This window comes from Paraburkholderia phenoliruptrix, from assembly GCF_047325075.1.
Classification (GTDB): domain Bacteria; phylum Pseudomonadota; class Gammaproteobacteria; order Burkholderiales; family Burkholderiaceae; genus Paraburkholderia; species Paraburkholderia phenoliruptrix.
This window is the reverse complement of the sequence record NZ_CP168531.1, coordinates 1,016,400-1,039,972: the sequence shown is the minus strand read 5'-3', so window position 1 is coordinate 1,039,972 and position 23,573 is coordinate 1,016,400. Positions and strand designations below refer to the sequence as shown.

General features: G+C 65.2%; 22 protein-coding genes and 1 riboswitch. Of the genes, 14 read left to right on the top strand and 8 right to left on the bottom strand.

The window, feature by feature from the left end; translation table 11 throughout:
• Positions 1–49 precede the first annotated feature (49 nt).
• Together trhA and ACEN8U_RS16810 are read left to right on the top strand one after the other, a co-directional pair.
• Positions 50–670: a PAQR family membrane homeostasis protein TrhA gene (gene trhA, locus ACEN8U_RS16815; RefSeq protein WP_015003689.1), complete on the top strand. Its 621-nt coding sequence runs from the start codon at positions 50–52 to the stop codon at positions 668–670.
• Between the two features lie 225 nt (positions 671–895).
• Positions 896–2,488 carry a DEAD/DEAH box helicase gene (locus tag ACEN8U_RS16810; protein ID WP_015003690.1) on the top strand — a complete coding sequence of 531 codons (1,593 nt, stop codon included), beginning with the start codon at positions 896–898 and terminating at the stop codon, positions 2,486–2,488.
• 48 nt (positions 2,489–2,536) lie between these two features.
• On the opposite strand, the gene ACEN8U_RS16805 is transcribed toward ACEN8U_RS16810, so the two are convergent.
• From ACEN8U_RS16805 to ACEN8U_RS16795, 3 genes are all read right to left on the bottom strand, one after another.
• The gene (locus ACEN8U_RS16805) at positions 2,537–3,055 is read right to left on the bottom strand and encodes a hypothetical protein (RefSeq protein WP_015003691.1); all 519 of its coding nucleotides are present in this window, start codon (positions 3,053–3,055) and stop codon (positions 2,537–2,539) included.
• A gap of 99 nt (positions 3,056–3,154) precedes the next feature.
• Positions 3,155–3,982, bottom strand: coding sequence for a ferritin-like domain-containing protein (locus ACEN8U_RS16800; RefSeq protein WP_015003692.1), 828 nt, complete (start codon positions 3,980–3,982; stop codon positions 3,155–3,157).
• Between the two features lie 393 nt (positions 3,983–4,375).
• On the bottom strand, positions 4,376–6,013 hold the full coding sequence (locus tag ACEN8U_RS16795) for a gamma-glutamyltransferase family protein (protein ID WP_041746386.1): 1,638 nt from the start codon (positions 6,011–6,013) through the stop codon (positions 4,376–4,378).
• A gap of 312 nt (positions 6,014–6,325) precedes the next feature.
• On the opposite strand from ACEN8U_RS16795, the gene ACEN8U_RS16790 reads away from it, so the two are divergent.
• Together ACEN8U_RS16790 and ACEN8U_RS16785 are read left to right on the top strand one after the other, a co-directional pair.
• Positions 6,326–7,105, top strand: coding sequence for a DeoR/GlpR family DNA-binding transcription regulator (locus tag ACEN8U_RS16790; RefSeq protein ID WP_015003694.1), 780 nt, complete (start codon positions 6,326–6,328; stop codon positions 7,103–7,105).
• 319 nt (positions 7,106–7,424) lie between these two features.
• Entirely contained in the window at positions 7,425–7,622 is a 198-nt protein-coding gene (locus ACEN8U_RS16785) for a hypothetical protein (protein ID WP_006049938.1), read from the top strand.
• Positions 7,623–7,859: 237 nt separating this feature from the next.
• On the opposite strand, the gene ACEN8U_RS16780 is transcribed toward ACEN8U_RS16785, so the two are convergent.
• Positions 7,860–8,234, bottom strand: coding sequence for a hypothetical protein (locus ACEN8U_RS16780; protein WP_175126330.1), 375 nt, complete (start codon positions 8,232–8,234; stop codon positions 7,860–7,862).
• Between the two features lie 209 nt (positions 8,235–8,443).
• Between ACEN8U_RS16780 and glpD the strand changes: the two genes are divergently transcribed.
• The 4 genes from glpD to ACEN8U_RS16760 all read left to right on the top strand — a co-directional run bounded on the left by glpD (position 8,444) and on the right by ACEN8U_RS16760 (position 13,307).
• On the top strand, positions 8,444–9,973 hold the full coding sequence (gene glpD / locus ACEN8U_RS16775; protein WP_015003697.1) for a glycerol-3-phosphate dehydrogenase: 1,530 nt from the start codon (positions 8,444–8,446) through the stop codon (positions 9,971–9,973).
• 145 nt (positions 9,974–10,118) lie between these two features.
• Positions 10,119–11,618 carry a glycerol kinase GlpK gene (gene glpK / locus ACEN8U_RS16770; protein ID WP_015003698.1) on the top strand — a complete coding sequence of 500 codons (1,500 nt, stop codon included), beginning with the start codon at positions 10,119–10,121 and terminating at the stop codon, positions 11,616–11,618.
• Positions 11,619–11,740: 122 nt separating this feature from the next.
• Positions 11,741–12,454: an MIP/aquaporin family protein gene (locus tag ACEN8U_RS16765; protein ID WP_015003699.1), complete on the top strand. Its 714-nt coding sequence runs from the start codon at positions 11,741–11,743 to the stop codon at positions 12,452–12,454.
• A 166-nt stretch (positions 12,455–12,620) separates the two neighbouring features.
• Positions 12,621–13,307: an HAD family hydrolase gene (locus ACEN8U_RS16760; protein WP_015003700.1), complete on the top strand. Its 687-nt coding sequence runs from the start codon at positions 12,621–12,623 to the stop codon at positions 13,305–13,307.
• Between the two features lie 90 nt (positions 13,308–13,397).
• Here ACEN8U_RS16760 and ribB read toward each other — a convergent pair whose 3' ends face one another.
• From ribB to ACEN8U_RS16740, 4 genes are all read right to left on the bottom strand, one after another.
• Complete coding sequence (gene ribB / locus ACEN8U_RS16755) at positions 13,398–14,114, bottom strand: 3,4-dihydroxy-2-butanone-4-phosphate synthase (RefSeq protein ID WP_041745762.1); 717 nt, start codon at positions 14,112–14,114, stop codon at positions 13,398–13,400.
• A 153-nt stretch (positions 14,115–14,267) separates the two neighbouring features.
• Positions 14,268–14,452, bottom strand: a riboswitch (FMN riboswitch).
• Positions 14,453–14,564: 112 nt separating this feature from the next.
• Entirely contained in the window at positions 14,565–15,251 is a 687-nt protein-coding gene (locus tag ACEN8U_RS16750) for a helix-turn-helix domain-containing protein (RefSeq protein WP_015003702.1), read from the bottom strand.
• A 124-nt stretch (positions 15,252–15,375) separates the two neighbouring features.
• Positions 15,376–16,566, bottom strand: coding sequence for an MFS transporter (locus ACEN8U_RS16745; protein ID WP_015003703.1), 1,191 nt, complete (start codon positions 16,564–16,566; stop codon positions 15,376–15,378).
• Between the two features lie 17 nt (positions 16,567–16,583).
• On the bottom strand, positions 16,584–16,982 hold the full coding sequence (locus ACEN8U_RS16740) for a VOC family protein (RefSeq protein WP_015003704.1): 399 nt from the start codon (positions 16,980–16,982) through the stop codon (positions 16,584–16,586).
• 119 nt (positions 16,983–17,101) lie between these two features.
• Here ACEN8U_RS16740 and ACEN8U_RS16735 point away from each other — a divergent pair, with 119 nt between their 5' ends.
• The 6 genes from ACEN8U_RS16735 (at position 17,102) to ACEN8U_RS16710 (ending at position 23,481) form a co-directional block, all read left to right on the top strand.
• On the top strand, positions 17,102–18,076 hold the full coding sequence (locus ACEN8U_RS16735) for a LysR family transcriptional regulator (RefSeq protein ID WP_015003705.1): 975 nt from the start codon (positions 17,102–17,104) through the stop codon (positions 18,074–18,076).
• Between the two features lie 365 nt (positions 18,077–18,441).
• The gene (gene miaB / locus ACEN8U_RS16730) at positions 18,442–19,827 is read left to right on the top strand and encodes a tRNA (N6-isopentenyl adenosine(37)-C2)-methylthiotransferase MiaB (protein WP_015003706.1); all 1,386 of its coding nucleotides are present in this window, start codon (positions 18,442–18,444) and stop codon (positions 19,825–19,827) included.
• A 90-nt stretch (positions 19,828–19,917) separates the two neighbouring features.
• Entirely contained in the window at positions 19,918–20,991 is a 1,074-nt protein-coding gene (locus tag ACEN8U_RS16725) for a PhoH family protein (protein WP_013589566.1), read from the top strand.
• 70 nt (positions 20,992–21,061) lie between these two features.
• Complete coding sequence (gene ybeY / locus ACEN8U_RS16720) at positions 21,062–21,523, top strand: rRNA maturation RNase YbeY (protein ID WP_015003707.1); 462 nt, start codon at positions 21,062–21,064, stop codon at positions 21,521–21,523.
• 18 nt (positions 21,524–21,541) lie between these two features.
• A complete protein-coding gene (locus tag ACEN8U_RS16715; protein WP_015003708.1) occupies positions 21,542–22,258 on the top strand; it encodes a gamma-glutamylcyclotransferase in 717 nt (238 codons plus the stop codon).
• A 329-nt stretch (positions 22,259–22,587) separates the two neighbouring features.
• A complete protein-coding gene (locus ACEN8U_RS16710; RefSeq protein WP_015003709.1) occupies positions 22,588–23,481 on the top strand; it encodes an HlyC/CorC family transporter in 894 nt (297 codons plus the stop codon).
• The last annotated feature ends 92 nt before the right edge of the window (positions 23,482–23,573 follow it).

Here is a 23,573-nt window from a genome sequence, read left to right as displayed (position 1 = left end):
CACGCGTGGCGCGGCAATTGCTTGATAAAGCGGTGTAGGAGGAAAGACCGTGCATGTCGGTGAGCGTTTGAACAGCATTACCCACCTCGTCGGCGCCGTGCTGTCGGTGGCGGGGCTGGTTACGCTCGTGACGATGGGTGCGGTCGAGGGCGACGCGTACAAGGTAGTCAGCTTCAGCGTGTACGGTGCGATGCTGTTCGTGCTGTATGCTATTTCGACGCTCTACCACAGCGTGCGCGACCCACGCGTGAAAGCAGTGCTGCAGAAATGCGACCATTCGGCCATCTATCTGCTGATTGCCGGCAGCTATACTCCGTTCACGCTGGTCACGCTGCGCGGGCCGTGGGGCTGGTCGCTCTTCGGCGTGAGCTGGGGGCTTGCCGCTCTCGGCATCGTGCAGGAACTCACGCTCGGGCGGCGCACCCGCAGCGTTTCGATGGTGCTGTATGTCCTGATGGGATGGCTCGCGCTCGTAGCCGTCCGTCCGCTGCTGGAGGCATTGCCGGCAGCGGGCACTGCCTGGCTCGTGGCCGGCGGGGTCATCTACAGCGCCGGTATCTACTTCTTCATCAACGACGAGCGCATCCGGCACGGGCATGGTATCTGGCACCTGTTCGTACTGGCGGGCAGTCTGTGTCAATTCGTCAGCGTCGCGCGCTATGTCGCGTGACGTCCACGGCGGCGAAATGCAACTTAAGGCCAGTCAACGTGTCTGCATAGCGCGTTGAAGCACTCGGCACGCATCTCGAGCGTGCCGCCGATTTCCCTGCGAACGGAACTGGGCTTCGGCCTCGCTCTGGCTTACGCCAGGCGGCGCATTCGTGCGGCATGCATGCCGCATGTGCCCGGCGGGCCTTCATGTGCCGTTCGCGAAACTGCATTGCAAAGAGCATTTATGTCTTTTGATTCCCTCGGCTTGTCCGAACCGTTGGTCCGCGCTGTACACGAACTCGGCTACACCACTCCGACTCCCATCCAGACTCAGGCCATTCCGGCCGTGCTCAACGGCGGCGACCTGCTGGCCGGCGCACAGACCGGCACCGGCAAGACGGCTGGCTTCACGCTGCCCATCCTGCAGCGTCTTCATTCGATGCCGCCGCTCGCCGCGGCCTCCGGCAAGCGCGCCGTGCGCGCGCTGATTCTCACGCCTACGCGCGAACTGGCCGCCCAGGTCGAAGAAAGCGTGCGCGCCTACGGCAAATATCTGAAGCTGAAGTCAACGGTGATGTTCGGCGGCGTCGGCATCAATCCGCAGATCGGCGCATTGAAGAGCGGTGTGGATATCGTCGTCGCAACGCCTGGCCGTTTGCTCGACCACATGCAGCAGAAGACCATCGACCTGTCGCATCTCGAGATCCTCGTGCTCGACGAAGCGGACCGCATGCTCGACATGGGCTTCATCCACGATATCAAGCGCGTGCTGGCCAAGCTGCCGCCGAAGCGGCAGAACCTGCTGTTCTCGGCCACCTTCTCCGACGAGATCAAGGCGCTCGCCGACAACCTGCTCGACTCGCCCGCGCTCATCGAAGTCGCGCGCCGCAATACGACCGCCGAAACCGTCGCGCAAAAGATCCACCCGGTGGATCGCGACAAGAAGCGCGAGTTGCTCACGCATCTCATCAAGCAGCACAACTGGTTTCAGGTGCTGGTGTTCACGCGCACCAAGCACGGCGCGAATCGCCTTGCCGAACAGCTGACGAAGGACGGCATCAGCGCGCTCGCCATTCACGGCAACAAGAGCCAGTCGGCGCGTACCCGCGCATTGGCCGAGTTCAAGGACGGCACGCTGCAGGTGCTGGTCGCCACCGACATCGCCGCGCGCGGTATCGACATCGACCAGTTGCCGCACGTCGTCAACTTCGATCTGCCGAACGTGCCCGAGGACTACGTGCACCGCATCGGCCGCACGGGTCGCGCGGGCGCGACGGGCGAAGCGGTGTCGCTCGTGTGTGTCGACGAATTGCAGTTGCTGAAGGACATCGAGAAGCTCATCAAGCGCCCGGTGCCGCAGGAAGTGATCGCCGGCTTCGAGCCGGACCCGACGGCGAAGCCAGAGCCGATCCTGCGCCGCGGTCAGGGCGGCGGCGGACGTTCGCCGCGTCAGGGCCAAGGCCAAGGAGCACCGAACGGCGGCAATGGCGGTGCGGCAAGAGGGGCCAGAGGGTCGAGCCAAGGCGCGAATCAAGGCACGGCGCAAGGCACGGCGCAGCGCTCGGGGCAGCGTCCCACGAACGGCCAGCAACAGCCCAAGCCGCAAGCCGCAAAACCGCAAGGCGCGAAGCCCGCCGGCAACGGCGGACAACCGCGCCGTGACGGCCAGCGTCACGACGACCGTCCGCGCGCCATCGCGCACGAGGGCGGCGTGGCGCATGCACCGCGCAAGCCGCAAGGCAGCAATCCGGGCGCGCTGCTGGGCGGCGGCGCCAAGCCGCGTACGGACGCGCCGCGCGGCGCTCATCCGGCGCGCAGCGGGCAGCGCGGGCGCTAAGACGTGAGATGACGCTGGCGGCTCGCGGCTCCCGCTGCGAGCCCCATCTCACGCACGCGCCGCCGCGCGCTTCACATGCTCGATCTGCCGTTCCCACCGGTCGAGCACCTGCCCTTTCCCGCCCTCCAGCTCGAACGTAATGCCGCTCGTCAGGCGCGCATAACGCACGCTTTGCGATTCCGCCGATTCGATCGAACAGTTCATATAGACGAGACCGCTGTCGTCGCCCTCGGCGGCCGGCAGCGGCGCGGCGAGCAATTGCACCTGATAGAACTTCTCTTCGAACACGAAGGTGAGCGCCGCGCGCCCGCTCTGTGCGATCGCGCGCGCCGCCCGCGCTTGCGGCCACAGCGCGATGCAAAGCGTGCGCGAATCGGGCGCATATAACTCGCCGATGCCAAGCAGCGACGTGCGAATGTGCTGATTGGCGTCGACGGTCAGCAACGACGCCGTGAAGCCGGTCTTGCTCGCAAGCGACGAGCCGTCGAACAGCGCGCGAACCGCATCGGGCCATTCGTCGAATACCGTCTGGTCGAGCGGGCGTTGCGGCAGTGAGGAGTCGCTCATCGCAGATGTCCGGTGAAAGGGTAAGGCCTTCATCATGCCTCGAAAAGCAGATGGCCCGCATCGCGCGGGCCATCGCTGCACGCCGGCGCCTCTACCGCTTCACCGGAAGAACACGTGCTGCGTGATTTTCGCGAGCGGATAATGCACGCCCGGTTGAATCTTCGCGGGCAGATCGAGCGGCTTGAGCAGCATCTTCACGCACATGTCCGCCGACAGGTTGCGCCTCACCAGCGCATTGATGCGCGCGGCGCGCTCGCGGTTATAAGCCTGATCGCGCACGCGCTCCGGATAGCGAATGGCGAAGACATGCCGCAACGCGATTTCCGAATCTTCGTTCTTGATTTCCATGACGCGGCGCATGAGCGCGCCGAGCACCGCAAGCCGGCCATTTCCCTCGATCTTGTTGTACTTTTTGAAGTACTTGAAAAAGTGCTTGTAATGGCGGACTTCGTCGGTCCGAATGTTGTCCGTAATCTCTTTGAGCACGGGTTCGTCCGAACACTCGCCAATCGCGCGATACAACGTGGCCGTGCCGGTTTCGACGACGCAGCGCGCGACCATTTCCAGCGCACGCGTCTTTTCGAAATCTTCCACGGAACAGGTCAGCGAATACTCGTCCATGAAATTGCGAAACGCCGTGTCCCAATCGTACTCGGGCCAGACGTACGCGATATACGTCTTGAGCGCGCGGCCGTGCTGCATTTCCTCGGGCTCCCACTCGTTGTTGAGCCACGCGGAAACTTCCGGATCGTCGTCGAAGAACTGACTGAGATTACTGGTGTAAAGGTCGGTGCCGCTTTCAATAAACGAAGCGGCGCACAGCAGCAACAACAGGTCTTCGTTTGCGACGGCCTTCTGGCGGTCAATGCGCGTGAGGTCGATGTCCTCGATTCGCCAGGGCATGACATGGTTCAGCTCTGTGTGCATCGTGTCTTGCTCCGAAAGCTGTATCGACTCGTGGAGCATGCTCGCAACCGCTGCTATCGCGCTGCCTTGCGTTGCGGTTCGCCGTGTCGGATACAGCGCCGTGAATTAGAGTTAACCCCTTGTGTCTGCATCTTAGCCTCTGTTTCGCAACTCTGCAGACAACCCAGCACAGACCATGCCGATTGGCCGCAGTTCCAATTCCACGATAGACGAAAGTTTCGGTGACGCAAGCGCGAGTGCAACGCGCAACCAAAAGCCAGCTCGACGAGCTGGCTGTGCTTCGCGAAATGCGACGAGGCGCGCTTCACGCATGAGGGGCGCCCGGAGCACCGGAAACGCCCCAGCACACACCGCGCTGAATCGCCGCGAAGCGCGCTTAGCCGCGCGAGACGTTCAGAAGCCGGCCGCCAGACCGTCGCGGCGGCTGTCGCTCGCGGCCACATAACCGCGCTCCGGATCGTTGCGATCGAGCTTCCAGATGTACTGGCCCGAACCGAAATCCATGTAAGGATCGTCGACGGACTTGATCGTGTGGCCGAGCTTCTGCAGCGCTTCTGCCGTCCGTGCGTCGAGCGTCGATTCGATGTCGATCGTGAAGTCGCGGTTGACCTTCCAGCGCGGCGCGTCGCACGCGGCCTGCGGCTGTTGCCCGTAGTCGAGCATGCGCACGATGGATTGCAGATGACCTTGCGGCTGCATGTCCCCGCCCATCACGCCGAAGCTCATCACCGCCTCCTGCTGGCCGTCCACCTGCTGCGTGAGGAACGCGGGGATGATGGTATGGAACGGCCGCTTGCCGCCTTCCACCACATTCGGCGATGCCGGATCCATCGAAAAACCGCAGCCGCGGTTCTGCATCGAGATGCCCGTGTCCGGCACCACGATGCCCGAGCCGAAGCCCATATAGTTGGACTGAATAAAACTGACCATCATGCCGCGCTCGTCCGCGACCGACATATAGATCGTGCCGCCCGCCTTCGGCATGCCGAAATCGAATTGTGTGGCGCACCTCGGGTCGATCAGCCTCGCGCGCGACGCGAGGTAAGCGGGGTCGAGCATCTGCTCGGGCGTGACTTCCATGGAACGCGGATCGGCCACGTAGCGGTAGACGTCGGCGAACGCGAGCTTCATCGCCTCGATCTGCAGGTGCTGAGACTCGACGTTGTCGACCGTCAGCTCTTTCACGTCGAATTGTTCGAGGATGCCGAGCGCGATCAACGCGGCAATGCCCTGCCCGTTCGGCGGAATCTCATGCACGGTATAGCCGCGATAGTTCTTGCCGATCGGCTCGACCCAGTCCGCACGATAGTTGCGCAGGTCGTCCGCCGTCAGCGCGCCGCCGCATTCGCGCGAAAAGGCCGCGATTCGCTCGGCGATCTCGCCTTCGTAGTAGGCGCGCGGGCCTTGCTCGGCGAGCTTGCGCAGCGTCTTCGCGTGGCCGGGAAAGCGCACGAGTTCGCTCACTTGCGGCGCCCGTCCGCGCGGCATGAAGGTCGACGCGAAGCCCGGCTGGTCCTTCAGTTCCGGCACCGCCGCCGCCCATTTGTGCGCGACGATGCTGGCCACCGCATGGCCGCGCTCCGCGATCTCGATGGCGGGCTCCATCAGATCGGCAAACGGCAGCGAGCCGAACTTCTGATGCAGCGCTTCCCAACCGGCGATGACGCCGGGCACCGTCACCGCATCCCAACCGCGCTTGGGCTGAATCGCGAGGCCCGCTTCCTCGCCGTACTTGCGCCTGAAGTAGTCGACGCTCCACGCCGCCGGCGCCACGCCCGACGCGTTCAGGCCATGCAGCTTGCGACCGTCCCACACCAGTGCAAACGCGTCGCCGCCGAGGCCGCATGAAACCGGCTCGACAACCGTGATCGCGGCCGCTGCGGCGATGGCTGCGTCGACGGCGTTACCGCCTTTCCACAACATGCGCAGCCCCGCCTGAGCGGCAAGCGGATGGGACGTCGAGACGATGTTGCGCGCGAATACAGGCAGGCGCGGCGTCGGGTAAGGGTTCTGCCAGTTAAAGCCAGTCATGTCGAACACTCTCGCAAGCACGGGTCGGGCGACGCACGCCGCCGGACAATAGGAAGATGAAGGAAGATGAAGCACGGACGGAACGGAAAACCTTCGATTGCATCGCGATCCGGTCCAAAAAACAAATTCATTTATCGCATGGATCAATGCGCTTGTAGCCTGAATGCAGGTGAACCGGCGCCCGCAGTCTTATGGATGTCGCATGAGTTGCCGGGCGGCTCTCGCGATGGTCTTACAATACACGCACTCGTTCACGCATCCTGGCCGCCCGCTCGCGGGCAGGCGCCGATAACAACCCCACGACCCGAGACCATGACCCGAGACCCCCGCCTCACGCTGAACGCCCGGCAACAGGAATTGCTGGAGTGGGTGCAACGCGACGGCTTCGTGACCGTGGACGATCTCGCCGCGCATTTTGACGTGACGCCGCAGACGATTCGCCGCGACGTCAACTGGCTCGCCGACATGAACCTGCTGCGCCGCTACCACGGCGGGGCGAGCCTGCCGACGAGTTCCGAAAACGTCTCATACACCGCGCGCCAGCGCATGTTCCACGACGAAAAGCGGCGCATCGGAGCGCTAGTGGCCACTCACATTCCCGATCAGGCTTCGCTCTTCATCAATCTGGGCACCACCACTGAGGAAGTCGCGCGCGCGCTCAACCGGCACCGCGGCTTGCGTGTCATCACCAACAATCTGAACGTCGCCAGCATGATGAGCGGCTATCCCGACTGCGAAGTGCTCGTCACCGGCGGAATCGTGCGGCCGTGGGACAAAGGCATTGTCGGCGAACTCGCGATCGACTTCATCCGCCAGTTCAAGGTGGACTTTGCGATTATCGGCACCTCCAGCATCGAGACCGACGGCACGCTGCGTGATTTCGATACCCGTGAGGTGCGCGTGGCCGAAGCCATCATCCAGCATGCGCGCACCGTTTTTCTCGCCGCCGACAGCTCCAAATTCGGCCGCCCGGCACTCGTTCGCCAAGGCCATCTCGATCAGATCGACGCGCTTTTCACCGACGCCGCGCCGCCCGCCGACATGGCCGAAACGCTCAGTGCCGCCAATTGCCAGGTCTACGTAGCCGCCTGACCAGGCGTTCCCGGCCATGTTGCAGCGCAAGCGGAACTTCAAGTGAAATCAAGGATTTTCCCGCCGCTTCGAACCGCCTCTGCGGCTGACAATTGTCAACGGGAAAATTTACAGGGGCCGGTTTGGTGTTTAACGTTCGCTTGACTACACTCCAGTTCCCCGGCGTTCGTTGCGCGCTCGCGTGCCGCCGGAGCGAAATCAACCTGTCGTAAGCCGTACCTCCCGCCCGATCTTTTTGCGGACCACCTGGCCATGGCCCTGCCACCTGATGCCAGTCGCCGTCGAGGCCGTCCGCGTTTGCTTGACATGGAGAGAAACGATGCTGAGTCCGCACGAATTCGCCACGTTGTTGCTCGTCAAGGACGCTCCGAATCAAGTCGACATGGAGCGAGAAGAACTCGACGCGCTCCTCGAACGTCAGCTCGTCCAGCTGGAGCGGCTCGCCTCGGGCAATGAACAATGGCGTGTAACGGAATCCGGCGATAGCGCACTCCGAGCCATCAAACGTCTTTCCTGAATAACGACCCACGCGTCGTGGGGCCGAACCGCCGCTTCCGCCCAGGCGCGGCGGCTGGCGGCAACGCGATGCCATGCGCGTGGCCAACCGCCGCGCTCACCTCCGCCTGGCCTGCTTGCGTCACCACGTCACCCCGGGCGCCCATTGCGGCGCCCGCTTTCGTTGTGCGCGCCTCCATCGACCCAGCGCGCCCACGCTCGCCACTAGCCTGATGCCGTCGCTTTTTCTGCCGGGCGCTCATCCGCTGCGCAACGTCGGATCCACTGCCGCGCGCCAGCTGATCGCCCGCGCGCGCTGCTCGGTCAGGAACGCGACCCACTGATTGCGGACCTGCGGGTCGGCACTCGCGCCCTGGCTCCTGTAGCGCTCGGCAATCGACGTCTGGAACGCGCAGTAATCGTCCTTCGACAGGCGCCCGCGCCGGTTCGCCACATACGCGTCGAAGAGCATCGCATACACGCCTTGCGCGTCGTTCCCGTAGTCCACCGTCTGCGCGCTGCACATCTGTTGCAATGAGACGAACGACGGCGCGCCCATCGTTCCTGTGAGGCTTGGCGAAGCGACACAGCCGGCAAGAAGCGCAGCCGCGCCCAGCATCAAAAGTCCACGCATGAATTTCACCCGGAAATGGCCAGTGCCAAGAGTATCGTCCGTGGCCGCGCGCCGCGCCACTCCCCTAGCCATTCGACAGAGTCTCCTTCCGAGCAGAGCGAACTTTACTTTTTCGAATATGTTCATTAAAGTTCGAAAACGAACACTATCGGTTCGATAGATTTTCAGACAGCTGTCCGCAGCCCTTAACGACGCAGGAGACGCAGCAGGTGACCCAAGGCACGAAATTCGATTTGCTCGTCGTGGGCGGCGGGATCAACGGCGCGGGCATCGCGCGCGACGCGGCCGGCCGTGGGCTCTCCGTGCTGCTGTGCGAACAGGACGATCTGGCGGCGCATACCTCGTCGGCGAGCACCAAGCTGATTCACGGCGGCTTGCGCTACCTCGAATACCGCGAGTTCGGGCTCGTGCGCAAGGCCTTGCAGGAGCGCGAGACCTTGTTGCGCGCCGCGCCGCACATCATGTGGCCGCTGCGCTTCGTGATGCCTCACATGCCCGATCTGCGCCCGGCGTGGCTCATTCGCGCGGGCCTGTTCCTTTACGATCACCTCGCCCGGCGCGAGCTGCTGCCCGGCTCGCGCGGCATCGTCATGCGCGACCATCCGGCCGGCGCGCCGCTCGTTGAATCGATCAAGCGCGGCTTCGTGTACTCGGACGGCTGGGTCAACGACGCCCGCCTCGTCGTGCTCAACGCGCTCGACGCCGCCGAACACGGCGCGACCATCCTCACGCGCACCAAGCTGCTGAGCGCCGTGCGCGCCGGCGGCGAATGGCGCGCGCAACTGCGGCGCGCAGACGGCACGATCCTCGACGTGCGTGCGGCATCCATTGCAAACGCGGCGGGTCCGTGGGTCGGCGAACTGCTGCAAGGCGCGCTGGGCCGTCCGGCGTCGCACAGCGTGCGGCTCGTCAAGGGCAGCCACATCGTCACGCGGCGCCTGTTCGAACACGACCACGCGTACATTTTCCAGAACCCGGACAAGCGGATCATTTTCGCGATCCCGTACGAGCACGACTACACGCTGATCGGCACGACCGACATCGAATATCGCGGCGACCCCGCGCAGGTGGCTATCACCGGCGACGAGACGCAGTATCTGTGCGACTCCATCAACCGCTACTTCAGGCAAAAGATCACGCCCGCGGACGTGCGCTGGACCTATTCCGGCGTGCGGCCGCTGCTCGAGGAAGAAGGCGCCGACAACCCTTCCGCCGTCACGCGCGACTATTCGCTCGAACTCGACGCGCCGGCCGGCGAAGCGCCGCTGCTCTCGGTGTTCGGCGGCAAGATCACGACGTTCCGCAAGCTCGCCGAGGAAGCCGTCGTCAAGCTCACGGCAGCGCTCGGCAAGAGCGCGCCGTCATGGACCTCGGGCGCGCCCCTGCCCGGCGGCGACATTGCACACGCGAACTTCGAGCGCTTTCTCGCCGAGTTGAAGCAACGCCATGCGTGGCTGCCGGCGGATCTGGCCCATCGCCTCGCGCGCGCCTACGGCACGCGTGTGAAGAACGTGCTCGGCCACGCGCATTCGCTCGCCGATCTCGGCCGCGCATTCGCGCCGGGCCTTTTCGAAGCCGAACTGGCGTATCTGCGCGACGTCGAATGGGCGCGCAGCGCCGAGGACGTGCTGTGGCGCCGCTCGAAGCTCGGGCTTCATGTCGAGCCGGGCACGCTCGAGTCGGTCACGCGCGACATCGACGCATGGTTCGCCCGCGAGCCCGAGCGACAGAGCGCGTAAGAAAAAAATAGCTTCACCCTCGGCCCGTTCGGCCGGCCGCCTGCAGGGACAAGCGTACGGCCGCCCGACATGACGAGCCGTTCCCGTCGCCGGTAGGCTGTTTCAGGCTGTCGCGGCGATTCATAAAATGCATGGAGAAGAGACAATGCAGGATCAGTACATCCTCGCGCTTGACCAGGGCACCACCAGCTCACGTGCGATGCTGTTCGACCGCCTCGGCAATGTCGTGTCGACGGCGCAAAAGGAATTCGAGCAGATCTATCCGCGTCCGGGCTGGGTCGAGCACGATCCGCAGGAAATCTGGTCGACGCAGGCCGGCGTCGCCGCCGAGGCCGTGACGCGCGCCGGCATGAACGGCACGTCGATCGCCGCGATCGGCATTACGAATCAGCGGGAAACCACCATCGTGTGGGACCGCGAAACCGGGCACCCCATCTACAACGCCATCGTGTGGCAAGACCGCCGCACCGCCGACTTCTGCGACCAGCTCAAGGAACAGGGCCTCGAGGCGAAGGTGCGCGCGAAAACCGGCTTGCCGATCGACTCGTATTTTTCCGCGACCAAGATCCGCTGGATTCTCGACAACGTCGAAGGCGCGCGCGAGAAGGCAAAGCAAGGCCGGCTCGCGTTCGGCACGGTGGACAGCTGGCTCGTGTGGAATTTCACCAAGGGCGGCCTGCACGTCACCGACGTCACCAATGCCTCGCGCACGATGCTCTTCAACATCCACACGCTGAAGTGGGACGACGAACTGCTCGAGGCGCTCGACATTCCGCGCAGCATGTTGCCGGAAGTGCGGGCGTCGTCGCAAGTGTATGGGCCGACCAAAACGACGGTGTTCGCGTCGAAGATTCCGCTCGCGGGCATCGCCGGCGACCAGCATGCCGCGCTTTTCGGCCAGATGTGCACGCAATCCGGCATGGTGAAGAACACCTACGGCACCGGCTGCTTCCTCGTGATGAACACCGGCGACAAGCCGATCGAATCGAAGAACAATCTCGTCACGACGATTGCGTGGCAAATCGGCGACCAGATCAACTACGCGCTCGAAGGCAGCATCTTCATCGGCGGCGCGGTCGTGCAATGGCTGCGCGACGGTCTCGGCATCATCAAACATGCCGCTGAGATCGAGGCGCTCGCGGCGAGCGTGCCGCATTGCGACGGCGTCTACCTCGTGCCCGCATTCGCCGGCCTCGGCGCCCCGCATTGGAATGCACGCGCTCGCGGCACGCTGTTCGGCGTGACGCGCGGCACGACGTCCGCGCATATCGCGCGCGCCGCACTCGACTCGATCGCCTATCAGTCGCTCGACGTGCTGAAGGCCATGGAGGCCGACTCGGGCATTCGCATCGGCGAACTGCGGGTGGACGGCGGCGCGTGCGCGAACAATCTGCTGATGCAGTTCCAGGCGGACATTCTCGGCGTGGACGCGGTCCGCCCGAAGGTGTCGGAAACCACCGCGCTCGGCGCCGCGTATCTGGCGGGCCTCGCGGTCGGCTACTGGAAAGACGTCGACGAACTGCAAAGCCAGTGGAAGCTCGACCGGCGCTTCACGCCCGCGCGCGAGCAAGCGGACGTGCAGGAATGTCTGGACGGCTGGAAGCGCGCGATTCGCGCCGCCAAGGCATGGGCCGACACGCCCTGAGCGCGCGCGCTGCGATGTTCACGCACGAACATCGCAGAGGGCTTGCGAAGACCTGGGACAAAACCGCAGGAAGCCGCCGCGTGGCGCGGCTTCCCTAACAACAATACTTTGGATACCAAACCATGTCTCCATACATTGCGGAATTCATCGGCACGGCGCTCGTCGTGCTGCTCGGCGACGGCGCTGTCGCCAACGTGCTGCTCGCGCGCACCAAGGGCAAGGGCGCGGATCTGATCGTCATCGTGATGGGCTGGGCGATGGCCGTGTTCATCGCCGTCTACGTGACAGCGTCGTTCAGCGGCGCGCACCTCAATCCGGTCGTGACGGTCAGCCTCGCGCTCGCGGGCAAATTCGCGTGGGCGAAAGTCCCCGGCTATATCGCGGCGCAGATGCTCGGCGGAATGGCGGGCGCGCTGCTCGTATGGGTCGCGTACCGGCAGCACTTCGCGAAGGAAGGCGACGCCGACGTGAAACTCGGCGTGTTCTGCACCGCGCCCGCCATTCGCAGCGTGCCGCACAATCTGCTGACCGAAATGATCGCGACCTTCGTGCTGATTCTCGGCGTGCTGTACCTGGCGTCGCCGCAAGTCGGCCTCGGCGCGCTGGACGCGCTGCCGGTGGGCCTGCTCGTGCTCGGCATCGGCATTTCGCTCGGCGGACCGACCGGCTACGCAATGAGCCCCGCGCGCGACCTGTCGCCGCGTCTGATGCACGCGCTGCTGCCGATTCCCGGCAAGCGCGACAGCGACTGGCGCTACGCGTGGATTCCAGTGTGCGGCCCGCTTCTGGGCGGCGCGGTGGCGGCGGGTCTTTATCTTTATCTGCACGCACGTTGATCGCGCGGTGCGGTCCCGAACCGCATGCGATGGAATCGAAGGAAAGCGGCGGCGCGGCGCGGGCCGCGTCAAAGCACGTATCATGGCGCTTTCACACGGACGCGTGAGCCGGTTTCTTCCCGGCGACTGAGCTCCACCACGCGCCCCGCTTTCCGTTCCTTCAGGCATGATCGACCACCTTATCTGCGACTGCGACGGCGTGCTCGTCGACAGTGAAGTTATCGCCGACCGCGTCATGTTCGAGACGCTCTCGGCCAATTTTCCCGGCCTCGACTTCGAGCCCGTCGTCAAAACGGCGTTCGGCCAGCAAACGTCGCGCTTTCTCGAAGGTATCGAAAAGGCGTTCGACATCGCATTGCCGGCCGATTTTCTGAACACGATCGAACATCAGGTCGAGCTGGCGCTCGCCGCGTCGCTCAGTCCGATCAACGGCGTGCGCGACGCGCTGCAGCGCGTGACGCTGCCGGCTGCGGTGGTGTCGAACAGCCGCATGTCGCGGGTGAGCGCGTCGGTGCGGCGCGCCGGCTTGCAGCACGTTTTCGGCGAGCGCGTTTTCAGCGCCGAACAGGTCGCGCGGCCCAAGCCATTTCCCGATGTGTACCTGTTCGCCGCACAGACGCTCGGCGTCGACCCGTCGCGCTGCATCGTCGTGGAAGACAGCGTCGCCGGATTGAACGCCGCGCGCGCGGCTGGCATGAAGACGATCGCGTTCGTCGGCGCGAGCCATATTCCCGACGGCTACGCGGACGCGCTGCGCAAGATGGGCATGACGCGCATCATGAAGCATATGGACGAACTGCCCGCGTTGATCGACGCGGGCGTGCGCGGCGAGTTCGGCGACGTGCAGTCGTAGCCGCCGCCATACTACGGCGTTCGAGAAAAAGGCCGACTGCCTGCAGTCGGCCTTTTGTCTTGCGGGGCGTGCGCCGCTTACATCACGAACTCAAGCTTCCTCGACGCACTCCCGCGCCTGCGCCAACGCCTGACGAAACTCGACCAGTTCGGCGATGGTCAGCATCGGCAGACCGTGTTGCCCGGCAAAGCGCGCGACGTCGGCGCCGCGCGTCATGGTGCCGTCGGCGTTCATCAATTCGCACAGCACGCCGGCGGGCTTGAGCCCCGCCAGAATCGCGAGATCCACCGTGCCTTCCGTGTGTCCGCGGCGCGCGAGCACGCCGCCTGGCATGGCGCGCAACGGGAACACATGGCCGGGCCGGACGATGTCGGCCGGTTTGGCCGTATCGGCAATCGCGGCGCGGATCGTGGTGACGCGGTCGAGCGCGGAGACGCCGGTCGTCACGCCCTCGCGCGCCTCGATCGACACGGTGAACGCCGTGCCGTGGCGGCTTTCGTTGTTGACGGCCATCGGCGGGAGTTCGAGCGCGCGGATTTTCGCGTCGGGCAGGCACAGACACACAATGCCGCTGCATTCGCGAATCAGGAGCGCCATGGTTTCGACGGAAAGACGCTCGGCGGACACGACCAGATCGGCCTCGTTCTCGCGGTCGTCATCGTCTTGCAGGACCACGGCGCGGCCCTCGCGCATGGCTTGCAAAGCGGCGGCGATACGTGGCGGAACAGGTTCCGTAGCGAGTAAGGGGAGATCGGCGAATGCGTCGTCCGCAAGCGTCGAGGGTGCAGGAAAAGTGGCAAAGGACATGGTTGAAACGCTCATCGCAAAAGTTGGGCGAGAAACGTTTCAGGGCATTGCAAACAGGCAAAGACGCGCCGTGCGGCGCCGCTGACGACTCAGGCGGCGTTCGCGCACCGCTCGAACCTGCAAGCGGCGCCACGGAAACGAACATGACTATCTGCACATCTTCTTCCATCCGGACTGTGACCGTCGGCTCTGGCTTCGCACCAGATCTGCTGACCCCGCGGCGGCTTTCGATTCGCTGAAAACCGCGCTGCTGCGGGCGCTCGCGGGCTCGCCGGCTTGCGCTTTCGCGCTGCCGGCATACCGCCGGTGGGGAATTTCGCCCCGCCCTGAAGACGCACTGATTGCCGGACGAGCCGGCGGGCCAAGCATACAACAGCCGCGCGCGAAGCGCAGCGCAACCCCTACTGGCCGGACGGGATTCGCGCGAGCGGACGCGTCCGGCACATTCGATCAGACCGGCGCGGCTCCGTGCGCCGTGTCGTGGTGCGGGGGCACGTCCCAGCGCGGCGGCGTCTCCGCCTTCAGCGTCACACGGAACGCGCGGGCCTCCGTGTCGCCGGGATTGCGCAGACTATGCGGCTGATCCGCGTCGAACACGATAGCGTCGCCCGTGGCGAGCAACTGGCGCTGGTCGTGCACGCTGACTTCGAGCGTGCCCTCGCTGACCACCAGATTGACCGTCGTGCCGGGCGCGCGGCGCACGCCGGCTTCCGTATGCAAGGGCGCGATGCGCAGCTCGTGGAATTCGGCGGCCGTCGGCTCGTTCTCCGGATACAGCGGGCGAGCCGAGTAGCGTCCGTTCGAACTGACGATGCGCGATGAGCGCTCCGCCGGCAAGTGCTCGAAACCATTGGTCGCGTGGCGTCGCAAGAACGCGGCGACGGACACCTTGAGCGCCGCCGCCACCTTGCACAGCACCTTGATGGACGGCACGCTGCGCGCCGATTCGATCTGCGCGAGCATCGCGCGCGAGACGCCGGACGCGCGGGCGAGCGCGTCGAGCGACAACTGGCGCTCCGCGCGCAACCGCGCGAGATTCACGCCGACGAGGTGTTCGAGCGCGTCGAAGGGTTCGGCGGCACGCGGCGCGGCGTCATCGGCAGCGGGATCGCGGACCAGAGCTAGCGGGGAATGCATGATTGCCTCCAGGAGCGCCGCCGGGCGGCGGGCAAGCAGTGAGTGGAAGCAAGATAGCATTGCGCCCCGCCGCGCCCAACGAAGTTATCTTCACACTGTTATCAGCATTGCGGAGGACGCGCGTCTAGGCCCGCTCGCGGACCTCCGCGCCGCGCTGCCCGGCGTGCACCGCGGCGGGCGCGTCCCGACGCGACGCGAACCAGGTCAGCAGCAAAGCGGCCACGCTCACCGCCGCGGCGACCCACGGCAAGGTATCGAGCGAATGGCCGTGATCGATCACGAGACCGCCGAGCCACGCGCCGCCCGCATTGCCGACATTGAACGCGCCGATGTTGAGCGTCGACGCGAGGTTCGGCGCCTTGGCGGCCTTCTCGACGACGCGCATCTGCAAAGGCGGCACCGTGGCGAACGCGGCAATGCCCCACACGAAGACGGTGATCGCCGCGGCCACCTGCGAATGGCTGGTGCGCGCGAACAGCGCCATGACGACGGCGAGCGCCGCGAGAATGCCCATCAGCGAAGGCATCAGCGCCCGGTCCGCGAGCTTGCCGCCGACCGTATTGCCGATGGTCAGCCCGACGCCGAACAAGACGAGAATCAGCGTGACCGCGCGCGGCGAGAAGCCGCTCACCTGCTCGAGAATCGGCGCGATATAGGTGAACACGACGAACACGCCACCGAAGCCGAGCACGGTCATCGCGAGCGCGGTCCAGACCTGCGGGTCCTTCAGCACGCGCACTTCATGGCCGAGACCGGCGGGACCACTGTCGTGGCGGTTCGGCACGAGCGCCGTCACCCCGGCCAGCGAGAGCACGCCGAACGCGCTCACAATCCAGAACGCGACGCGCCAGCCGAACTCCTGGCCGACAAACGTGCCGAACGGCACGCCGAGCACATTGGCGAGCGTCAGGCCGGTGAACATGAGCGCAATCGCGCTCGCGCGCTTTTCGGCGGGCACGAGCGACGCCGCCACCACGGCGCCGATGCCGAAAAAGGAGCCGTGCGCGAACGACGTCACCACGCGCGCGACCATCAGCACCGAATAGCTCGACGCCATGGCGCACAGCGTATTGCCGACGATAAACACGCCCATCAGCAGCTGCAGCGCGAGCTTGCGCGGCATTCTGCTCGTCACGACTGCGAGCAGCGGCGCGCCGACGGCGACGCCGAGCGCGTAGCCGCTCACCAGCAATCCCGCCGACGGAATCGACACCGCGAGATCGCGCGCGACCTCGGGCAGCAATCCCATGATGACGAACTCGGTCGTTCCGATCGCGAACGCGCTGATAGCGAGCGCGAGTAAGGGAATCGGCATTGTTTTTCTCCCAGGTTTTACGGTTGAGCGTGCTCGAGCGCCGTCACGAATTCGACGACGACGCAAGGCGCCAGCGCCACGAAGATCTGCATGGCGGCTTGCTGCGGACCCATCGGCGGGACTTGCGCGATCTGATAACCGACGCCCGATGCGCGCAGACGCGCGAGCAGCGCCTGCCATTCGCCGGCGCTGTCCAGACGAAAGGCGATATGGTCGATGCGCGGCGCCGCGCGGACCGACGGGTCCGGCGCGCTCGCCTGAACGAGATGCACCACCGGGCGGCCGTCGGCGTAAAGCCAGTAGCCGTCGACTGCAAAAGGCGGACGAGCGCCCTCCGGCAGACCGGCGATCTCGACGAAGAAACGGCGTGCGGTGGCGAGATCGGCTGTCACAATGGTCGCGTGGTCGAGCTGCATGATGTCCGGCGGCGGCGAGTGCGCAGGGGTTGTTGGAAAGGTGAATTGTGGGCGCGCGGCGCCGATTTGATAATTGGCGTAGCCTTTGAAGCATTTTCAAATGCCATTTGAAACCAGCCATGGATAATCTCGGCGACATTCGCCTCTTTGTGGAGGCCGCGCAGCACGGCAGCCTGTCCGCGGCCGGCCGCAAGATGGGACTCACCCCTGCCGCCGCGAGCGCGCGCCTCGCAAAGCTCGAGGCCGGCCTGAAGGCGCGGCTTTTCGAGCGCACCACGCGCCAGCTGCGGCTCACCGACGAAGGCCGCCTCTATCTGAACTGCTGCCGGCAGGCGCTGCAATCGCTCGACGACGCGAAAGCCGCGCTGCAGGCCGGGCAAGGCGTGGTGCGCGGCAAGGTGCGCGTGTCGGCGACCTCGGACTTCGGGCGCAATCTGCTGATGCACTGGCTCGACGAATTCAACGCGCTCTACCCTGACGTGACGTTCGCGCTGACGCTGTCGGACTCGCTGTCGAACCTCGTACAGGAGGACATCGACCTCGCGATTCGCTTCGGCGTGCCGCAGGACAGCTCGCTCGTCGCGCGCAAGTTGGCGCGCAACCGCCGCGTGCTGTGCGCGTCGCCGGAATATATTGCGCGTAAAGGCGAGCCGAAAGATCCGCACGACCTCGCGAACTTCGACTGCATCGTGCTCAGCACCGGCTCCGGACCGGTCAACGAATGGCGCTTCACGCGCGGCGACGAAGTGCAGCATTACACGGTGCCGCTCGACAGCGCGCGCGAAACCAACGACGGCGCCGTCGCCCGCGAATGGGCGCTGCGCGGCTACGGCATCGCGATCAAGTCGATGTGGGACGTCGAAGCGGATCTGCGCGCGGACGGCCTGAAAATCCTGCTGCCCGAATGGCGCTATCCGGATGCGCCGCTGCACGCGCTTTACCACCGCAACCGCTTCATGGCGCCGCGCGTGCGGGTGCTGCTGGATTTTCTGAGCGAGCGCTTCGCGCAGGTGTCGGACGAACTGGAAAGCCTGCTGGGCTTGCCGCCGGCGGGACAGGACGGGGCGCCGGGCGCAGCGCCGGACGCCGTGTAAGGCGGCGGGCTGCGCGCGCTGCACCGCTGCGCCGCAGCGCGGAATCGGGCCACGAGCCCCTATTCGCCGAAGGGCTATAATAGTGCGCCAAGCGGCAAACGGCGGCGGCCTCGGCGGCCTCGGCGGCCTAAGTAGCAGACAGCGGCGGCAGCGGCGCCAGGCAGCCATGCATGGCCACTCCGACCGCGCAGACCGTCCGGCAGTGCGCCATGAAAGCGCACCTGAAAGCGCGGCTGACAGCGCAGCCGGAAACCGCAACCGAAAGCGACCCCAAGCGCCGTCCCACGGACCGTCCGCACGTTTTCGGCTCTCCTTGACCTTTTATTCAGCGCCCCCAGGTTAACCACTGCGACCGGCGAAATTCGATGACCAAGAAAGTTTATGTAAAGACCTTTGGCTGCCAGATGAACGAGTACGACTCCGACAAGATGGTCGACGTACTCGGCGCGGCAGAAGGCCTCGTCAAGACCGACACGCCCGAAGATGCGGACGTGATTCTCTTCAACACCTGCTCGGTGCGCGAGAAAGCGCAGGAAAAAGTGTTCTCCGACCTCGGCCGCGTGCGCGAGCTGAAGGAAGCGAACCCCGATCTGATTATCGGCGTAGGCGGCTGTGTCGCGAGCCAGGAAGGCGCGTCGATCGTCGCGCGCGCGCCCTACGTCGACCTCGTGTTCGGCCCGCAAACGCTGCACCGTCTGCCGCAAATGATCGACAAGCGCCGCGAAAGCGGCCGCGCGCAGGTCGACATCACGTTTCCGGAAATCGAAAAGTTCGACCATCTGCCGCCCGCGCGCGTGGAAGGCCCGAGCGCGTTCGTGTCGATCATGGAAGGTTGCAGCAAGTACTGCAGCTATTGCGTCGTGCCCTACACGCGCGGCGAAGAAGTCTCACGTCCTCTTGACGACGTGCTGACGGAAATTGCCGGTCTCGCCGATCAGGGTGTGCGCGAAGTGACGCTGCTGGGTCAGAACGTGAATGCCTATCGCGGCGCCCTGACGCTCGGCTCGTCGGAAATTGCCGACTTCGCGACGCTGATCGAATACGTCGCCGACATTCCCGGTATCGAACGCATTCGCTACACCACGTCGCATCCGAAGGAATTCACGCAGCGTCTGATCGACACCTATGCCAAGGTGTCCAAGCTCGTCAGCCACCTGCATCTGCCGGTGCAGCATGGTTCCGACCGCATTCTGGTGGCGATGAAGCGCGGCTACACGGTGCTCGAATACAAGTCCGTGATCCGCAAGCTGCGGGCGATCCGCCCCGACCTGTCGCTTTCCACTGACATGATTGTCGGATTTCCCGGCGAGACGGAAGAAGATTTCGACAAGATGATGGCGCTCGTGCACGAGATGAAATACGACACGAGCTTCTCGTTTATCTACAGCCCGCGCCCGGGCACGCCGGCTGCGAATCTGCACGACGACACCCCGCGCGAAGTCAAGCTGAAGCGCCTGCAGCACCTGCAAGCCACTATTGAAGAAAACGTGCAGCGCATCAGCGATTCGATGGTCGGCAAGGTCGAGCGCATTCTGGTCGAGCGCCCCGCGCGCAAGGACCCGAACGAGCTCGCGGGCCGCACGGAGAACAACCGCGTGGTGAATTTCCCGGCGCCGGTGGCCTCGCATGCCCGGCTGATCGGTCAGATGGTCGACGTGAAAATCGTCAAGGCGTACCCACATTCGTTGCGTGGCGAGCTCGTGCTGCTGCACGACCCTGCAGCGGACGAGGCGAGCGCCGCCACCCATTGACCGACCATTGACGCCGACGCGCGGCGCGCCGCCACCGTAACTGCGCCCGCGCCGCCTGCGTACTGAAACCGACAGGATCGACCCATCGCCTTGAAAACCACTCAGCCGCATCTGGAATTCACCGCTCCGCGCGACGACAACGCGCGGCTTGCCAACCTCTGCGGACCGCTTGACGAAAACCTGCGGCAAATCGAGCAGGCGCTCGACGTGACGCTGCAACGCCGCGGCCACCGCATCACGATCCGCGGGCGCGGCGCGAAGCTCGCGCTCACCGCGCTCGAAAACTTCTACAACAACGCGCGCGATCCGCTGTCGGTCGACGACATCCAGCTCGCGCTCGTCGAAGTGCGCCACCCGGCGCGGCATCGCGCGAACGGCAACGGCAATGGCGACGAAGCGGGCGACCCGCGCTTTCCGGGCAATCCCGACCATCCGTTCGACCAGCCGGCCGACAGCGGCGACGACGACCTCGAAGAACTCGGCCCGAAGCTGTACACGCGGCGCGCCGATCTGCGCGGCCGCACGCCTGCGCAGCGCGAGTATCTGAAGCAGATCGTCTCGCACGACGTCACTTTCGGCGTCGGCCCGGCCGGCACGGGCAAGACCTATCTCGCGGTCGCCTGCGCGGTGGACGCGCTCGAGCGCGACCAGGTAAAGCGCATCGTGCTCACGCGGCCGGCCGTCGAAGCCGGCGAGCGCTTAGGCTTCCTGCCGGGCGATCTCGCGCAGAAGGTCGACCCCTATCTGCGTCCGCTGTACGACGCGCTGTACGACCTCCTCGGTTTCGACAAGACCGCGAAGATGTTCGAGCGGCAGATGATCGAAATCGCGCCGCTCGCGTACATGCGCGGCCGCACGCTGAATCACGCGTTCATCATTCTGGACGAGGCGCAGAACACCACGCCCGAGCAGATGAAAATGTTCCTCACGCGCATCGGCTTCGGCTCGAAAGCCGTGGTGACCGGCGACACGACTCAGGTCGACCTGCCGCGCGGCCACAAGAGCGGTCTGATCGAAGCGCAGCAGGTGCTGTCCGACGTGCGCGGCATTGCGCTCACGCGCTTTACCAGCGCCGACGTGGTGCGGCATCCGCTCGTCGCGCGCATCGTCGAGGCCTACGACGCGCATTCGCAGAAAACCGCCAGTCCGGCGGACTCGCGTTGATGCGGCCGGCCGCCCTTCGCGCAGGCGTACACGCCACGGCGCGAAATCTCGTCACCCACATCGAACCAGCATGAGCCGCGCCCCGAAACTGACGCTGAATCTGCAATTCCCGGCCGCCAAGGCGTGGCCCGAACACAAGGCGCTGCTGCCGCGCGCCACGGTAGCCGGCTGGATCAAGGCCGCGCTTTTCGCCGACGGCGAACTGACCGTGCGTTTCGTCGACGCCGAAGAAGGCCGGACGCTGAACCGCACCTATCGCGGCAAGGACTATTCGACCAACGTGCTGACCTTCGCGTACGCGGAATCGGAAGACGATCCTGTGACGGGCGACCTGATTCTGTGCTGCCCGGTGGTGGAGAAAGAAGCCGCCGAGCAGGGCAAGCCGCTCGTCGCGCATTACGCGCATCTGCTCGTGCACGGCACGCTGCACGCGCAGGGCTACGACCACGAGGTCGAGGAAGAAGCCGAGGAAATGGAAGGGCTCGAAACCGAAATTCTCGGCAAACTGGGCTTTCCCGACCCGTACCGCTAACCGCCGTCCGCACCGACCGTGAGCTCCTTTCCTTCTGATGACGCCGCCGCCCGGCCGCCCTGCCCGGACTATCCGCCCGCGCTCGGCGAGTCGCGGCTTCTGACGGACGAGGAACTGCGCGCATCGCTCGAATGCACGCTGCGCGACTGGGACCGCCAGCGCGACTTGTGGCTCTTCGGCTATGGCTCGCTGATCTGGAATCCGGGGCTGCCTACCGTCGAAGCCACGCGCTCGAAGGTGCATGGCTATCACCGCGGTCTGTATTTGTGGTCGCGCGTGAACCGCGGCACGCCCGAGCAGCCGGGCCTCGTGCTCGCGCTCGACCGCGGCGGCTCGTGCACGGGCATCGCGTTTCGTCTCGCGGCAGAAGGCGCCATGCCGCATCTGGAAGCGCTCTGGCGCCGCGAAATGGCGATGGGGTCGTACCGGCCCGCGTGGCTGCCGTGCGTGCTCGCCGACGGCCGGCGCGTCGACGCCTTGGCATTCGTGATGCGCCGCGACGTGCCGAGCTACACGGGCAAGCTCGACGACGACGTCGTGAGAACGGTGTTCGGCTGCGCGCGCGGTCGCTACGGCACCACGCTCGATTACGTAAGCCGCACGGTTCACGCGCTGCGCGAAAGCGGCATGCCCGACCGCGCGCTGGAAGCCCTGCTGGAACGCTGCCGCGAGGGGCACGGCCAACCGGGCCCCGCTCGGGAAGACTTGCGCGCCGCGCCCAGATCCGAGTCATAGAAGGCTTCGCGCGCGGCGAACCCGGTCGCCGGATGCATGGGCAAAAGGGTGCCGGAAACGGTGCGGCGCGCGAACCCGCGCGACAACGAGCCTGGCGTATGCGCTGCGCCAGGTAACAACGTGCCGCCGCCCGAGCGCCGCCCCTTTTTTCTCCAAAGCGCGTATCCCGGTGGAATCAGTTAGGATTGACCCATGGCCCGCGCCTTGCGGCGCTCCGGTGTCAGCCGGTTTCATTCATCGCCCGGCCGGGCGGGACACGGTCCTGCCATGTGCCTGGTGTATCCTTAATGCTCTGCAACAGCGCGCCCAGTCTTGCCGGGCGCACTAACATGAACGACACGTATCCCAGTCGACGCCACACCGACAAACCTCACGAAAAGCGCTCGCTGCTGGAGCGTCTGACCGATTTCATCTCGCCCGAGCCCGACTCGCGCGCCGAACTTCTTGAAATTCTGCAGGACGCGCACGAGCGCAACCTGATCGACGCAGACTCGCTGTCGATGATCGAAGGCGTGTTCCAGGTCTCCGAACTCAGCGCACGCGACATCATGGTGCCGCGCGCGCAGATGGACGCGATCAACATCGCGGACAATCCCGCCGAATTCATCCCTTATGTGCTGGAAAAAGCGCATTCGCGCTATCCGGTCTACGAAGGCAATCGCGACAACGTGATCGGCGTGCTGCTCGCGAAAGACCTGCTGCGCTACTACGCCGAGGAAGAGTTCGACGTGCGCGGCATGCTGCGGCCCGCGGTGTTCATCCCCGAGTCGAAGCGGCTGAATGTGCTGCTGCACGACTTTCGCGTGAACCGCAACCACCTCGCGGTGGTCGTCGACGAATACGGCGGCGTGGCCGGTCTGATCACGATCGAGGACGTGCTGGAGCAGATCGTCGGCGATATTGAAGACGAATACGATTTCGACGAGGAGAGCGGCAACATCATCGCCTCGCCTGACGGGCGCTTCCGCGTGCGCGCGCTGACCGAGATCGAGCAGTTCAACGAAACCTTCGGCACGCATTATTCAGACGAAGAAGTGGATACCATCGGCGGACTCGTCACGCATCATTTCGGGCGCGTGCCGCACCGGGGCGAGAAGGTTCGTCTCGACGATCTGATCTTCGAGATTCTGCGCGGCGACGCGCGCCAGATTCACATGCTGCTCGTGCGGCGCGATCCGCTGGCCGGTCAGCGCGAGCGCGAAGCGCAGCACGTGCAGACCTGAGCGGGCGGCTTTCGCTGTCGCCCCCGCTCTCGTCCGCTTTTCGCACGCTTCTGGCACGTTTTTCGCCTCCACCCTCGCCCGAGTCTTTCAAC